The sequence below is a fragment of the Rothia dentocariosa ATCC 17931 genome (assembly GCF_000164695.2).
Taxonomy (GTDB): Bacteria; Actinomycetota; Actinomycetes; order Actinomycetales; family Micrococcaceae; genus Rothia; species Rothia dentocariosa.
This window is the reverse complement of sequence record NC_014643.1, coordinates 452,829-467,546: the sequence shown is the minus strand read 5'-3', so window position 1 is coordinate 467,546 and position 14,718 is coordinate 452,829. Positions and strand designations below refer to the sequence as shown.

Sequence of the window (14,718 nt, the reverse complement as noted above, 5' to 3'; positions counted from 1 at the left end):
ACCGCACGCGTGCACGACGGTTCTCATAGCATCCCACCTCTAACTCGTATAAACGGAGTTCTCATTGGCTATTCATCGCAAGATTCTGCGCTGGCTTGAGACCGAGCTTTTTGAAGGCAATATTCAGCTCGGTCAAAGCCTTCCTGACGATCAGCGGATTGCCCACGCCATCGGTGTGGGGCGTTCCCGAACCCGAGATGCACTCAAAACCCTTGAAGATATGGAATTGATGCGCCTGTACTCTGGTCGCGGTAAAGAGATCATTCCTTATCTCTATGAGGAACCGGCGGCTGCGGCTGCGGGGCCTATTCGTCTGCACATGTCTACATCGCGTTACCCAACCCGCGATATGCTGCAGACCCGCATCCTGCTTGAGAGCTGGGCGGTATCTAATATTGACCCCGACAAGGTCTCATTTGATGAGGTTGATGAGGCCCTTGAGACGCTCCAAGACGATACTCTGAGTATTGGTGAGTTTCTTGACCAGCTTTTGACCTTCCACCACCGGCTGGTGCGTTTGGCGGGTAACGAACTGGTCGTGGGCTTGCTGGTTGCGATCCGCCAGTCTTCCTTCGATTCCCTGCTGTCGCTTATGGGACGTTTGCCGCTGTGGAGCAGCACGATGACGCGCATCCGGGTGGAAAACCGTGCCATTGTAGACGCTGTCAAAGATGGCGATGCCCGCACCGCGCGCGAGCTAATTGCCCACCAGCTGCAAGAGCTATACTCCGAAGCTGGCATAGAGCTGGATCAGGCGGCAAATACCCCGAACGGTATGCCTGGTGACCCCTCTGAGGACGACGAGGAATTCCAGGAGGAGGAATACTCCGAGGAAAGCACTGATTCTTCCGAAGAGCCCGAAGCCGACGCTGACGTGGAAGAACACGAGGAAGCGGAAGCAGAGCAGGATACCGACGAGAATATTCCCGAATCAGAATATAAGGCTGAGCAGGAGAAATCTCCGGCCGCGCAGCTTCCAAAAATTATTCGTGAAGGAAGCACCGTTTCACGCCGTCGTCAAGGGCGTATGCGCGTGCCGACCCCGGTGGCCGTGGGCTTCGAGGAAGATGAGGCAGAGGAAACCGCATCCGCCGAGAGCACGGGTGATACTCCCACGGCTGACATTCCCGAGCAGCAGGAAACCGTCGAGAGCACCCACGAGTCTCCAATCGATCCCCTTGAGGAAACCGCGGCGCACGAACCCCAGCTTGAGAGCGTGCAGCCCGAATTTGAGGATGACGTTCTACCGGTTGACGAGTCCAGTGAGTCTGCATCTGACGATGCACAGGACAAAGAGCCTGCTGAAGAGATAACGGCAGAAAAGGCTCCCGACAAGTCTGCTGACGGATCCGAAAAATCCAAGTCTTCGGAAGAGGCGCAGGGCACATCGCAGGACGACTCTGCCTCTCACGAAGACTCGATCGAAAGCACCGAGGATAAAGACGCTGAAGAGACGCCTGACGAACAAGAACACGTCAGGGAAGTCTATGTCGAGAAGGCTCCGGTGGGTAAAATTTCCGCCGAAGAGCTTGTGGCGACCGGCCTTATTCCGTGGCGCACCATGGGACAGCAAGCCGAGAACGGAACCTCAACCCAGACCGAAGCTGAGGGGGAGGACGATGTTATTCGTGCGCCCCTGCGCCGAAACGTGCCGCCCGTGCGACCCGCGCAATTCTCGCCGCGCAAGTCCGAAAAGCCAGAGAAAGCGGAGAAACCCGCGAGCGAGCGCATCAGCCTGATTCGCCGCGTTCGCCATTACTTCGGTCTTGACCTGCCGCATACCCAGGCAGTCAAGCTGGTTGAGGCACAGGAGGCGGCCGAGCAGAAAGCCGCAGACAACGCGAAATTTGCGACAGAACCTCCTAAGGTAGAGCCTAAGTCCGCTTCTGCTTCATCGCCTGAGGATGCCCCTGCCGCCGCCTCTGCCGAGACTTCCAAGTCTTCGGCGGCTGAGCAAGAGCGGGAAGCCTCCACAGAACCGAAGAAACCAGCGGCTCAGCCATCGCCCGCGAAGGCGGCAGAGGCTCCCAAGCCTGCTGAGGCGCCGAAATCCTCGAAGCCATCGAGCGATGCAACTTCTAAGAGCGCCGAGCCCGCGCCGGAGGCAGCACCTTCGGATAAGACAGATTCGAAGCCTGCTAAGCCTGCGGAAAAGTCCGCATCCGCCCCCGCACAGAGCGTAGATTCTGCGAAGCGCGAGAAACCCGCTGTAGAGACCCCTCAGACGGATTCTTCTGACGCTGTGAAGGCAGATCCTTCGGATGCGCCCGTTCAGAGGGCGGCGGCGAATGTCGAGTTGGAGGAAACTCCGGAAGAGATACGTTCTGAGTTGCAGAGCGCGATTACTCTGGACGAGCCTTCGCCCGATTCGGTGCCGACCCCGACCGCTGAGCCCGTGGCGGTTAAACGCCCCAATCGCAAGGATTCAGATTCTCAGGCTCCGGCGAAGAATGTTTCGGTTGCGGCTGCAGCCATACCGCAGCCCGTTCCAGCGGTTGCCCGCCCAGAAACGGCTAATCTGAGCGGTGTCGATTCGACTCCGGTTGCTTCTGCGGTGAACGAAACTGAGAATAAGCCTGCGGATTCTCAACCCAAGCAGAAGGCTCAGGCAGATACCGAGAAAACACCGGTAAAACCCGCCCCGTCACCTTCGGAGATTGCCCAGGCATCAGCAAAACCGGCTTCGAAGAAACCCGAGACGAAAAAGCCTGCGCCCGTAGCAGGTAGCGCTTCGAAGTCTGCATCGGCTAACAAGAAGGCTCTGACGGCAGTAGACGCTAACGGTGCTCCGAATCCTTTTGAGGGCTTCGACGTCCTGGGAGCGGTCGAGCGGGCGCACGCGGCGGAAGCGGCTGCTGCTCAGAAGAAGCAGGCAAAGACGCAGGGCTCCGCAAGCGAGGCTAAAAAACCGGCTCAGAACGGTACTTCTAAGGGCGCCAGTGCCCTCTCGAAGGGGAAGAAGAACCGCAAGAGGCGCCACTAGCGCTATCGCGCCACCATCTGGGGCGGCGGGAACTCGGGAGTATGCATCCGTGGTTCTCGCCGCCTCATGTATATCAGCTGCGGTGGAAAAGACACCGAGGGCGAGAGAAAGCTCGCAAAATCGAAGGTTTTCTGTCCCTCAAATGGTGAAAATAGGCTATTACCTTGTACCCTAGGAAGGTAGCGTTCTCAAAACGCCTGGGCACTGCTGTGCCTAAAATGCCTTTTAGAGCGTTTATACCGGTATAAACATACCCGGGTAGCTACCAAACCGGTTTGGTTTGGCCGGGTCTAGAAAAGTGAGGAAATCCTATGGGTTCCGTTATTAAGAAGCGCCGCAAGCGTATGTCCAAGAAGAAGCACCGTAAACTGCTTCGCAAGACTCGCCACCAGCGCCGCAATAAGAAGTAATTAAGGCTTCTGCACCCCGCATCCAGCAGGTTCAACCGCAAGGATGCGGGGCGTTTTGCCTCTGGCACACCAGTGCGTAAACCTAGATGTGGTGCTGTGACCTGTATATATTCCCGACCGAGCATATGTGCGAACAAGAATATAGAGCACAGGGGAACATAACTATCAGACATATATCGCGTGCAGACGTGGGCACACAAGACAGCGTGACAGAACCTCAAGAAGCTGCACGGGTATACACTGGGAACTATGCCTGAACCTGTCATTGAACTTCTGACCCGTCCCGGATGCCATCTCTGCGAGGATGCGCGCTTAACCGTGAGCGAAATCTGCGCTGAATACGGCCTGGACTATACCGAGCTCGATATTACCGATAACCCGGATCTACTCAAACGCCACAAGACCGAAATTCCGGTGCTGTGCATCGACGGCGAAGCGAAGGATTTTTGGCGTATTAACCCCAAACGCATGCGTAAGATTCTCGACAAGAAACTTGCCCGCTAACCGGACACTTCGCAATATATTTTGGGGTAGCGCCGAAAGTCTGAGAAACTGAGAGAATGACTACTCAGCTCACGGTTACGGTTCACCTGATGCGCCACGGCGAAGTTCACAACCCCGAACGCATTGTCTACGGCCGTCTGCCGCACTACGCTCTCTCCGAGAAGGGGCAGCAGATGGTGCGCATGAGCGCCCAAGAATTTGCTCAGCGCGCGCAGGATGGTGCCAAGATTGTGCATCTGGTATGCTCACCCTTGCTGCGCACCCGCGAATCTGCCGCGCCAATCACCGAGCTGCTGGGTCTGGAAGCACATGCGGATCAGCGGGTTATCGAAGCCGATAACTATTTTGAGGGCGAGCACGTTACCAGGCAGGGTCTTCTGCGCAACCGTAAACACTGGGGCAAACTCTACAACCCGCTACGCCCATCCTGGGGGGAACCGTACCTTGACCAGGTAAAACGCATGGCATCCGCTATTCAGGATGCAGCACGCACCGCCTACGACAAAGGCGGCGAAGGCGCACAAGCGATTATTGTCTCGCATCAGCTGCCCATCTGGGTCACCCGTCTGGGGTTAGAAGGCCGCTTGCTGCAGCATGACCCGCGCACACGCCAGTGTAACCTTGCCTCGATCACCTCCCTCGACTTTAAGAGCACGGATTTTGATCATGAAATGCCGCAGGTGAGCGGATACTCCGAACCCGCCTCGCCCCTGTACGGCGGTGTAATTCAGCTTCCCGGAAGCTAGTCTCCTATAGTTTAAGAACGCAGGCCTTCGCACACACCGATGCCGCCGCCAGCTGGCACGGAAGGAAAGCATGAACCCTATGCCAAAACCCACGACGCCAAATACCCCACTCACTCGCCGCGCGCTTCTGCACACGGGTGCGGGTATTTGCGCCACCGCCGCCGGTGCCGTGCTCCTCTCGGCGTGCTCATCCAGCGATGATTCCCTGGCGAAACAGGCGAATTCGGGTGATAACAAAGGCTATATCGCGGGCGATGGTTCCGTCACCGAATACCAGGAAGCCGAACGCGGTGACCCTGTCGCCTTCACCGGCGAACTCTTCGACGGAAAAACTGTAACCGCCGAATCCCTGCGCGGTAAACCGGTACTGCTGAACTTCTGGTACGCCGGATGTGCCCCCTGCCGCGCCGAAGCGCCCGACCTGCAGAAGCTCTCCGAGGAATTCAAAGATAAAATCGCCTTTTACGGCGTGAACGTGCGCGATGAGAAGAACACGGCAGAAGCCTTCGAGCGCAGCTTCAACGTCACCTACCCTTCCTTCAAAGACGTTACGGGCAAGGTTCTTCTCTCGCTCAGCAAATACGTACCCGCGCAGGCGGTGCCCACCACCGTCATCCTGGACGAGAAGGGGCGCGTGGCATCCCGCGTGCTGGGGCAGGCTAACCCATCCATCCTGAAAACCCTTGTCGAGACCGTGACGAAGGGTGCCTAGCGTGCCGCACACGCCCGTTCAGCCGCTCATCGCTATTGCCGGGGTAGGGGTGCTCCCCGTGGCGAGCATCAGCTCGACCGTGCTAGATGGCTCGCTGTGGCTGTCGGTACCGCTTGCCGCGCTCGCGGGGTTTATTTCTTTTGCCTCTCCATGCGTGCTGCCGCTGGTTCCGGGGTATTTAGGATATGTTGCGGGGCTGACCGGGGCGAATATACCGGCAACGGGCGCATCACAAGCTGATGGGCATGCGGAGGAGCCCGTGGATGCGAAAACTTTCGCCCTCGTGAACTCGGCGGCGGCGCGGCGTTTAGCGTCAACGGTGCCTCAAACACAGGATGTAGTAGACAATCACAGCGCTTCTGCGCCCATAACAACAGAGAGTAAAGCTCAGACGCCGAATGAGTATGCTGTAACTCGCCGCAAAACCACCTGGCGGTTACTCGCCGGAGTTGCCCTGTTTATTGCGGGATTCTCCGCTATTTTCGTGCTTCTCTCTGTTGTCCTCGCCCAGCTCGGCACCGCACCCTGGCTCAAGGGGCAGTCCTGGGTCACGATGATTCTGGGCGCGCTGGTTGTGCTTATGGGAGTCGTATTTCTGGGCGGGTTCTCGATCTTTCAGACCGATAAGCGCTTGCATCGCCGCCCGGTCGCCGGGCTGTGGGGTGCACCGATTCTGGGCATAACCTTCGGGTTGGGGTGGGCACCCTGCATCGGGCCGACCTTCGCGGCCGTGCAGACCCTCGTATATACGGGCGGTTCCGGCACCGGCAAGGCAGTCGTTCTGACTCTCGCATACTGTCTGGGTCTGGGCGTTCCCTTTCTGCTTGTGGCATGGGGCATGGGCAGGGGAGTGAGCACCCTGGCGTGGGCGCGAAAACATCGCCTGGGCATACAGCGGGTGGGCGGTGCCGTACTCATCCTGATCGGGGTACTGCTCATGACGGGGCTGTGGACCGAGCTGATGTCATGGATACAGGCGGCATTACCCGCCTACGAACTACCGATCTAAGAAAGGAGGGCTGTCATGGTTTCCGAACACAGCGACGATGAAAACACTTCAACAGAGGCAAAGGATACAAACACCGCAAACCGCAAGGCGGGCAAAACCGCAGATGCCGGGCGTGCCGTGAACGCATCCGAGAAGACCAAGAAAACCGGTAAATCAGCGCGCAAGGATGCGCCAGCCCTCGGGTTCGTGGGTATGCTTCGCTGGTGCTGGACTCAGCTGACCAAAATGAATACGGCGCTCATGCTTCTGCTTTTGCTGGCGGTTGCAGCTGTGCCTGGCTCGATTTTCCCCCAGCGTGTCCAAGACCCTACTAAGGTTACCGATTACATTAAGAACCATCCCGGCTGGGGCGAATTTGCCGATAAGATTCAGCTTTTCGACGTGTTCTCCTCGGCGTGGTTCTCTGCCATCTATCTGCTGCTGTTTATTTCGCTGATCGGATGCGTAACCCCGCGCGCCATCAAACACGCGAAAGACTGGCGTAAGCCCCCGGCACGTACCCCCAGAAACCTTTCCCGTATGCCGGTACACCGTCAGCTTGAGATTCCCGTGGCGGATGCCGGGCTGAACCTGAGCGCCAAGGGCGCGATTGAGGATGCGGCGCGCATCCTGAAAAAGAGCCACTACCGAGTTGAAATTCGGGACGAAGAGAACGAACACTACTCGGTTGGTGCCGAGCGAGGGTATCTGCGCGAAATCGGCAATATTCTCTTTCACGTGGCGATGATTGGCATTCTGGTAGGGGTCGCCTTCGGTTCGCTCTATGGATACCGTGGACAAAAAATTCTGGTTCAGGATGAAACTTTCGTCAATTCGCTGATTGGCTACGATTCGTTTACTCCCGGCACGAACTACAACCCCGACTGGCTTACCCCGTATGCGGTGACGCTCAATAATTTTCAGGTGCGCTACGATCGCCAGCAAGACAGCCATACCTACGGGCAAGATCTTGACTACAAGGCGGAGCTGACGGTACATGACCCGCAGGGCAGCACCGAGCAGAAGACCCTCAAGGTGAACGAACCGGTCGATATTGGCGGTACCAGTATTTTCCTCTCGGGCAATGGGTATGCGCCCGTGGTGCGAGTGACGGACGGCGAAGGTAAAGTCGCCTATGAGGGCACCGTGGTGGGTATTACCACGGACGGTAAATATACCTCATCGGTGGTGCTCAAGGTTCCGGACGCCAAACCCAGCCAGCTCGGTTTTGTGGGCATGTTCCTACCTACCGGCGACTATGCGCGCGGCACTACCGTACCCCACTCGGTAGATTCCGCCCCCGCAAACCCCATGCTGATTTTCCAGTCCTATTCGGGCGATCTGGGACTCAACTCGGGGCAGCCGCAGAATGTGTACGTGCTCGATACCTCTAAGTTACAAGAGCTGAACTCCATGGCACAGGGCAACGGCATTGTACTGAGCGCGCAGAATCCCGAAGCTGTGCTGCCCGATAACAAGGGAAAGATCGAGTTTTTGGGGTATAAGCGCTATGTCGGTCTGGATGTGCGCCACGACCCCGGGCAGAATATTGTTCTGTACTCCTTTGTGGTCGCGTTCGTCGGGCTTATCGTCTCGCTTTTCGTGGCGCGCCGCCGCGTATGGGTGCGTGCCCACACCGCCGATGGCGTGCTCGTGGTCGAATACGGTCTGCTGGCACGCGGGGAAGATCCGCGCCTTGCGAACGAGGCTGAACGCCTCACCGATGCTTTTGCCGCCGCTTGGGGGCTAGAATTTGATGATGATAACCATGATGAAAACGAGGGTAAGTAGCCGATGCTGAACGACTCATTAGCGCGCTCCAGCGAACTATTTATGTACATTGCGGCGCTGATTTACACCGTCGTTTTTATTGCATTCACCTCCGATGTGGTGGCAAACTCGCGCGTGACCCGGCGTCTGGAAGGGCGGTCTGAGGGTACCGCACAGAAATCCACCGTCAAGGCGAAGATAAAGGTTGGTGCGGGCGCTGTTTCTGGCGCATCCGCGACGACGAATACCGCTGCGGATACGGTTCGCACGGGCGGTACCGAACAGGGAACCGGCGAACGCGGCATGGGGTATAAGGGTGCTGCCGCCCGGGCTCTCGAAGGTGAGGTTGCCGATTCTGCGATGCTGTACACGGGAGTCCGCCGCCCCGCCGCGCGCATCGCCGTGGTTGTGATGGTGCTTGCCGCTCTCGTGCACACCGCCGCCGTGATAATGCGCGGTATCGCAGCGCAGCGCGTGCCCTGGGGGAACATGTACGAGTTCTGCACCACGGGCGCGCTCATGGTGTCTGCGGTGTTTCTGATAACCCTCATATTCCGCGATGTGCGCTTCGTGGGCACGCTGGTGTCTGGGCTTGTGCTCATTATGCTGTGTGCCGCCACAATTGGTTTCCCCACGCCGGTGGGACATTTGAAGCCTGCGCTGCAAAGCTATTGGCTGGTAATTCACGTATCGATTGCGGTGTTAGCCTCCGGGGTGTTTACGATTACCTTCGCGATGGCTGTACTGCAGCTGGTGCAGACCAGGCGCGAGCAGCGCATCCTGAACGGAAAATCGGGCGGATGGGCGTTTATGCGCCTGGTTCCGAGCGCCCAGGCTCTAGAGAACTTTGCGTTCCGCATGAACGCGCTGGCGTTTGTGATGTGGACTTTCACGCTTGCCGCCGGTGCGATTTGGGCGAATCACGCGTGGGGACGCTACTGGGGCTGGGACACCAAAGAGGTGTGGACCTTCGTGATCTGGGTGGTGTATGCGGCGTATCTGCATGCACGCGCCACCCGCGGCTGGGCAGGCCCCCGCTCGGCATGGCTGTCTATTATCGGCTATGCATGCATTATCTTTAATTTCACGGTCGTGAACATTTTCTTCTCGGGTTTGCATTCATATTCGGGGCTGTAATCTGGGGCGTGAAACCGAGGGTAATTCATGCATTGGGTATTTCGCCGATTATGATGCGGCAAAAAGTACTCTGGTGCGTGATTATCATCTTCGGGATGTCAATTAGCGGTCCACACGCTTGAGATAACGGCTCTCGACGGCTGCCGGTAGCTAGCTCTGCGCTGTTATATGCCGAGTGGAGAATACCGTGAGTTGAACATGTTTATATCGTGGTATTTCTTGAGAGCAGTTTTATCTGTGTGATTAATGTATTTGTGGGCGGTATTAAACACCTACCGGGTATTTAATACCGCCCACAATATTTATGAAAAATCTCTAGTACCCCGTGTCTTAGTGTTTAGAGTCGTCTTTTCCATCCGAGTCGTTGCTCTCGCCTTCAGAACGTCCACCCGTACCGCCGTCCGCAGGACCGGTGCCCGTATCCTTTTCGCGAGATCGTCGCTGACGGTCGGCCTTCGTCTTGAGCCAGCGCAGGTACTCTTCATCGTCGTCGGGTGAAGACGTTGCCGGTGGCGGTGTGCCTCGCCGGGAGCTCGTGAACCCGCCGCCCTGCTGCGTTTTAGGGGCTCGCACGGCGCGCGGGCGGCCCAGCAGAAGCCACAGGAGAGGTCCCACGACGGGGAAGAAGATCACCGCAATAATCCACAGCCATTTGGGGAAGGTACGCATCTGGTCCTGATGCGTGCGCAGCGCATCCAAGAGAGTATATAGAGTTAGCCCCACCACCAGGGCGAAAGCACCAATAATCATCATGGCTCGAATCATAGTCTCTAGTGTTACACACTCCGAGCATAACCAACAATGAAAACTGTCAAATAATCTGTGACGTTCCCGGCGTGCCGCATCTCGTTTGCTTGGGGGGCTTATTGCAACCCCGATACACTGGATGTTATGAACTTGTTCAAGTACACACTGCTGCGGCTCGGCCTCGTCGTAGTACTCTTTTACCTTTTTATGCTGATAGATGCGGGTATTTTTATTGCTGGTCCCGCCGCTATTCTATGCGCCTTCGCCCTGGCGTATATTTTCTTTCCCAAACTTCACGCCGCCGCCAGCGCGGATATGCGTAAAATTTTCAAACGCGCCCCCACCATTAAAAATAAAGATGAAGCGGAGAACCGCACGCTCGAAGATCAGCTCGTCGATGAGCATAAGAAGGTTTCGGGCGAAGACTTCTAAGATATTCTCCCATCAGCACTAAACCTGCCTCCATAGAACAAAGATGCGGCACCCCAGTCCCAAATCCACCCGGCGGTGGCAGGGGCGCGGGATGCCGCATCTTATATGTATCAGGTGGCGAGCAGGTCGTTTTCGATCCGGCCAGGTAGTATTTTCCTACCTGCTCGACCAAAAACTACCTGCTCGCGGCAGCTCTTAGTCTTGAGCTGCCTTCTGGTAGATGTCCCAGACGGGGCGGTCGAAGATCGCACCCGAGACAGACGTATTGTTATTGGTTGCGAATGAGGTTACGCTCTGAACCTTACCCAGGCCGGTCGCATTATTGTAGTCGGCAAGCCACGGGCCACCTGAGGATCCGCCCGCGAACTCGCATCCCGAAAGCGTGGGGAAGTAGTAGGGGGTAATGCGGATCGTGTGGGTATTGCCCCAGCAGGCGTGCATAACCCTACCGGACTCTTTGTTGCCGGGGTATGCGAAGACGGTGCTCTCGAAGATGGGGCTGCGGTCCACATTCAAACCGTGCCCGCCTACCATATTCACGAGGAGCTGACCCTTCTCGTTGGTGTTGGTCTTGATGAAAGCAACGTCATGCTTGTAGCTGTCGCCGGTACCGCCCGTAGGCTGGCCGTACTGAACCCAGTCGTTGGCAACACGCAGGTACTGCGCGCTGAAGGTGCCATGCGGGCGCACTCCCCGGTTGTAGCCGGGAACGAACACGATATTGCGGTGCCAGGTCTTATTCTTACCACCGTGCACGCAGTGACCGGCGGTTACCACGGTACGCTTGGTGGGAGTGTTGATCGCCGCACCGGAGCATACATAGTTTTTACCGTCACTAGCGTCGGTGTAGAAAATCTTGCCGTTGGTGTGCGAGAAGTTCGTTACCTTGGATGCACCCTGAAGCTGCACACCATTGCGTGCGTCCTTCTGTTCGGGCAGAACGGGGTCTACAGACTCAGCGGTGGTTTCAGGCTCGTCAGCTTCCTGAGTGAGAGTCTGCGGGGTGTATTCCTCACCGGACTCGTTGGTTTCCTCCTGAGAAACGACCTCGGGATTCTGCTCTTCAGTCTCCATCTGAGAGACGGCATTGTTGATCTCCTGCTGGGGATCCTCTACGTTATCTGCAGGAATAGCGTTTTCCATACGCTCGGTCGTCCAATAGGTAATGACTCGCGGGTCTCCCTCGGGAATAGCCCCCGGGTTCTCGCCTTCCTGACCTGCCACAACCGATGCCTGGGGATCGGCGTTAAGAACGTCGTCGCTGAGAGGTGCTACTGCGGAAGCGGAATCGTCGCTTCTCTCAGAGACGGTGTGGGTGTACGATGCGGAGTCGTTAGGGGTAGAGACCGCATTCGCGGGGATAAAACTTGTCGATACAAGCAAAGATGCTGCAAGAAAAAAGGGTGCACGCTGCACGGCACCCTGAAGTGAATGGCGCACGAAAGTGTCCTTTCAGGTGGGTAGAGTGGTGATTCAAGAGTCGCTATGTAATTGAGTGAATGATATGTCAACACTTGAAATTACTATTAATGTAAATAAAGATCTTTTCAAATGTCAATACGACATGCAGAAAAAGGTGAATTATGTCATCAAAACTCACGATGTGAGAACATATGAGATTCACTCGTTGTACCATGCCCCCTGCGAGACATAAAAAGAATCTTTATGTAAATAAAGCGTTAGAAAACCTGCTAAATTCACATAAAGACTCCCTTTAGTATGAGGGAGAGTCAGTAAGAATAGTGGGAATCCGCGGGAATAAGCGGTAAAAACAGAGTTCAGGGCGTTTTCGGCAAAGTGGTGCTCATCCTTAATACCCTGTGAAAACCTCAACGGTATTACTCAATAGATTTAATCCATGTAGCCATACTGAAATAGCAACTAAAATACTATAGATTAGTGCCACAATTCCTGCTTGTTTGAGTACGGGTATAAGCGCCGGTCCCTGTTTAAACAAAACCGTTACGCAAGAATGAACAGTCGGTCCCAGAAGAATAAAAGTTACCAAAAACCAGGGATTATGCGGAACCACAAAAGCCCCTAAAAGAAGTGCTATCAGCATTTCCGCACAATAGGCAATGCGCGCTCGCCAATCCCCAAGCCGCACTGCCAGCGTAAGCTTACCGGATTTACGGTCGGTCGGAATATCGCGCACGTTATTTGCCATAAGCAGGGCGCAGGAAATAAGTCCGATAGCTATCGCAGACACCCACCCGGTCACCGTCAGCTCATGAGACTGCGTGTAGAGGGTACCTAAGGTGGCGACCAGTCCGAAGTAGACAAACACGAAAATATCGCCCAAACCCATATAACCGTAAGGGCGCTTACCGCCGGTATACCCCCAAGCGGCGAAGACCGCGGAGGCGCCAATCGCCAAGAACCACCACTGGTTTGCCAGCGCCACCAGAATCAACCCGGAACACATGGCTAGAGCAAAGCACAAAAACGCGGCGTATTTGACAGATTTCGCGCTTGCCGCGCCGGAACCGACGAGGCGCATCGGGCCAACCCTGCCCTCATCGGTGCCTTTGATACCGTCGGAATAATCGTTTGCGTAATTCACCCCGACCTGTAGAAAAAACGCCACCAAAAACGCTAAAAACGCATACCAGGGCTTGAACGCATCAATCTCGTACGCTGCGGCTGATCCGGCGATGATAGGGGCGAGGGCAAGCGGTAGGGTACGCAGGCGTGCGCCTTCAATCCACTCTGCGGGTGTTGCCACGGTGATCCCTCCGGTAGCGAGCGTGCGAAAACTGATTCTTGGCGGGGTCTTTAGCCCCTCGTATTTGTGTATTCTCTGTACAGCATACTGTATATAGCCCGCCGGTCGGGTTTGCCCGTGCTTGCGGTCGGAAAATCGGCGAGTATCCTCAGGTATTTAGGGGTACCCGCCGCACCTAGCTTGTCGGTGCAGAACTCACGCAGCATATCGCATGTAGCCCGAGAGGTATCGAGGACACTCTGCGCCTCGGATGCGCCCCGCAGGGTGATCGCGGCAGCCACCGCCGAGCCCCAGCGCGCATCGGGAATGCCCATGACCGCAGCCTCACGCACCGCCGGATGGCTTTCAAGAACGGCGGCAACTGCCCGAGCGGAAACCTTGACTCCTCCGGTAATAATCACATCATCGGAGCGCCCCACAATGTTCAGCATCGGGGCGCCCTCGTCCTCTGGCGCATTCTTCGGGGCAGCAGGTGCGAGCGAGCCGTAATCGTCGGTACGGTACCACCGGCATCCGTCGGCATCAACGAAGAAATGGGATGCGGTGCGCGCGCTATCGCCCATATACCCGCTGGCAAGGTGCTCACCGCCAAGCCAAATGCGCCCGATGTTAGGGGGTCCCCCTGCCGCAGCGTCGCCCGCCACAGAACTGTCTAATAAGCTTCCGTCCTCGGGAACCACACGCAGCCGCACCCCGGGCAGCGCGGTCCCTGAATAGACGCACCCACCGGCGGTTTCTGCGCTGCCATAGGTGGTGACCACGTTCAGCCCGAGCTCTCGTGCTGCCGCCAATAGGGATGCGCTCGCCGGGGCACCGCCAAGCAGGATTCCGGTGAACTGACCAAGCGCATCGTAAATTTCTGACCCCAGTGCGGGACTGGCTTCGGCGGCTTCTAGGAGCTTGTGCACCTGCGTGGGCACAAGAGAAATGAACCGGCGGGCGCAGCTGAGCCGCTCGGCGGCGTTCAGAAAGACTTCGGGTGTAAAACTAACCCCGTCGGTAACCGATGCGGCAACTACCGGTGTCGTTCCGGCGAGCACCGACCGGGCGAGAACCTGAGCCCCCGCCACATAGTGCGCGGGCAGGGCAAGAAGCCATTGCGCAGGAGCCTCAGAAACCGCCCGCTGCGGCTTCGCCGAACCGGACGAAGGGTAGTCCGCAAAAAACCTCTCGGTCGCCCGGGCGGATACCCTCAGCGCCTGCACGCTTAACGCCGTCTGTTTTGGCGCACCCGTGGACCCGGAGGTGCCCACCACGAGCGCAAGAGACTCCGGGTTTTCTGTTTGCCCGAGCGGGTCTTGATTATCGCGAGCGCCGTTCGGTAAGCCCCCGGTGAGAGAGCGCTCGAAGGCGCGCAGAATCTCCTGCGGATTGGCGGGCGCATCGGCGCTGAGCATGACCGCGTGCGGATGCAGCGCATCCTGGCGTGGAGCAGGAAGCGGCGCGAGCGAACCGGAGAAAGCGCCTATCGTGGCGCCTGCTTCGCCGCTATCCGCCCGGGACTCACGGGGATTGCGGGGGCCTTCCGGCACAACAGAACGGTTATTCTGCAACGTGTGAAACC

The 14,718-nt window shown here is 57.1% G+C and carries 13 protein-coding genes; 9 read left to right on the top strand and 4 right to left on the bottom strand.

The genetic code is table 11. From position 1 onward, the window contains the following. The first annotated feature begins 64 nt into the window (after nucleotides 1-64). From HMPREF0733_RS02070 to ccsB, 8 genes are all read left to right on the top strand, one after another. Nucleotides 65-2,983, top strand: coding sequence for a FadR/GntR family transcriptional regulator (locus HMPREF0733_RS02070; protein WP_013397731.1), 2,919 nt, complete (start codon nucleotides 65-67; stop codon nucleotides 2,981-2,983). 311 nt (nucleotides 2,984-3,294) lie between these two features. After that, nucleotides 3,295-3,393 (top strand): 30S ribosomal protein bS22, encoded by a 99-nt coding sequence (locus HMPREF0733_RS10870; protein ID WP_005504750.1) that lies wholly within the window; start codon nucleotides 3,295-3,297, stop codon nucleotides 3,391-3,393. Between the two features lie 249 nt (nucleotides 3,394-3,642). Then, nucleotides 3,643-3,897 (top strand): glutaredoxin family protein, encoded by a 255-nt coding sequence (locus tag HMPREF0733_RS02065; protein WP_013397730.1) that lies wholly within the window; start codon nucleotides 3,643-3,645, stop codon nucleotides 3,895-3,897. 56 nt (nucleotides 3,898-3,953) lie between these two features. Further along, on the top strand, nucleotides 3,954-4,643 hold the full coding sequence (locus HMPREF0733_RS02060) for a histidine phosphatase family protein (protein WP_013397729.1): 690 nt from the start codon (nucleotides 3,954-3,956) through the stop codon (nucleotides 4,641-4,643). A 70-nt stretch (nucleotides 4,644-4,713) separates the two neighbouring features. Then, nucleotides 4,714-5,355 carry a TlpA family protein disulfide reductase gene (locus HMPREF0733_RS02055; RefSeq protein ID WP_013397728.1) on the top strand — a complete coding sequence of 214 codons (642 nt, stop codon included), beginning with the start codon at nucleotides 4,714-4,716 and terminating at the stop codon, nucleotides 5,353-5,355. 1 nt (nucleotide 5,356) lies between these two features. Next, nucleotides 5,357-6,364, top strand: coding sequence for a cytochrome c biogenesis CcdA family protein (locus HMPREF0733_RS02050; protein WP_420865356.1), 1,008 nt, complete (start codon nucleotides 5,357-5,359; stop codon nucleotides 6,362-6,364). Nucleotides 6,365-6,379: 15 nt separating this feature from the next. Then, nucleotides 6,380-8,134, top strand: coding sequence for a cytochrome c biogenesis protein ResB (gene resB, locus HMPREF0733_RS02045; protein ID WP_013397726.1), 1,755 nt, complete (start codon nucleotides 6,380-6,382; stop codon nucleotides 8,132-8,134). A gap of 3 nt (nucleotides 8,135-8,137) precedes the next feature. Continuing rightward, entirely contained in the window at nucleotides 8,138-9,250 is a 1,113-nt protein-coding gene (gene ccsB, locus HMPREF0733_RS02040; RefSeq protein WP_013397725.1) for a c-type cytochrome biogenesis protein CcsB, read from the top strand. A 330-nt stretch (nucleotides 9,251-9,580) separates the two neighbouring features. On the opposite strand, the gene HMPREF0733_RS02035 is transcribed toward ccsB, so the two are convergent. Next, the gene (locus tag HMPREF0733_RS02035) at nucleotides 9,581-10,015 is read right to left on the bottom strand and encodes a PLD nuclease N-terminal domain-containing protein (protein ID WP_013397724.1); all 435 of its coding nucleotides are present in this window, start codon (nucleotides 10,013-10,015) and stop codon (nucleotides 9,581-9,583) included. A gap of 126 nt (nucleotides 10,016-10,141) precedes the next feature. Here HMPREF0733_RS02035 and HMPREF0733_RS02030 point away from each other — a divergent pair, with 126 nt between their 5' ends. After that, nucleotides 10,142-10,429, top strand: a complete 288-nt coding sequence (locus tag HMPREF0733_RS02030; protein WP_004005418.1) for a DUF4229 domain-containing protein — start codon at nucleotides 10,142-10,144, stop codon at nucleotides 10,427-10,429. Nucleotides 10,430-10,624: 195 nt separating this feature from the next. Here HMPREF0733_RS02030 and HMPREF0733_RS02025 read toward each other — a convergent pair whose 3' ends face one another. From HMPREF0733_RS02025 to HMPREF0733_RS02015, 3 genes are all read right to left on the bottom strand, one after another. Next, entirely contained in the window at nucleotides 10,625-11,869 is a 1,245-nt protein-coding gene (locus tag HMPREF0733_RS02025) for a trypsin-like serine peptidase (protein WP_013397723.1), read from the bottom strand. A gap of 370 nt (nucleotides 11,870-12,239) precedes the next feature. Beyond that, complete coding sequence (locus HMPREF0733_RS02020; protein ID WP_013397722.1) at nucleotides 12,240-13,154, bottom strand: 1,4-dihydroxy-2-naphthoate polyprenyltransferase; 915 nt, start codon at nucleotides 13,152-13,154, stop codon at nucleotides 12,240-12,242. A 50-nt stretch (nucleotides 13,155-13,204) separates the two neighbouring features. Next, on the bottom strand, nucleotides 13,205-14,707 hold the full coding sequence (locus HMPREF0733_RS02015; protein ID WP_013397721.1) for an AMP-binding protein: 1,503 nt from the start codon (nucleotides 14,705-14,707) through the stop codon (nucleotides 13,205-13,207). Between the last annotated feature and the right edge of the window lie 11 nt (nucleotides 14,708-14,718).

Coding starts and splice junctions, on each gene's coding strand:
- HMPREF0733_RS02055 (WP_013397728.1), top strand. CDS start 4,714: ATGAACCCTATGCCAAAACCCACGACGCCAAATACCCCACTCACTCGC.
- HMPREF0733_RS02065 (WP_013397730.1), top strand. CDS start 3,643: ATGCCTGAACCTGTCATTGAACTTCTGACCCGTCCCGGATGCCATCTC.
- resB (WP_013397726.1), top strand. CDS start 6,380: ATGGTTTCCGAACACAGCGACGATGAAAACACTTCAACAGAGGCAAAG.
- HMPREF0733_RS02060 (WP_013397729.1), top strand. CDS start 3,954: ATGACTACTCAGCTCACGGTTACGGTTCACCTGATGCGCCACGGCGAA.
- HMPREF0733_RS02035 (WP_013397724.1), bottom strand. CDS start 10,015: ATGATTCGAGCCATGATGATTATTGGTGCTTTCGCCCTGGTGGTGGGG.
- ccsB (WP_013397725.1), top strand. CDS start 8,138: ATGCTGAACGACTCATTAGCGCGCTCCAGCGAACTATTTATGTACATT.
- HMPREF0733_RS02030 (WP_004005418.1), top strand. CDS start 10,142: ATGAACTTGTTCAAGTACACACTGCTGCGGCTCGGCCTCGTCGTAGTA.
- HMPREF0733_RS10870 (WP_005504750.1), top strand. CDS start 3,295: ATGGGTTCCGTTATTAAGAAGCGCCGCAAGCGTATGTCCAAGAAGAAG.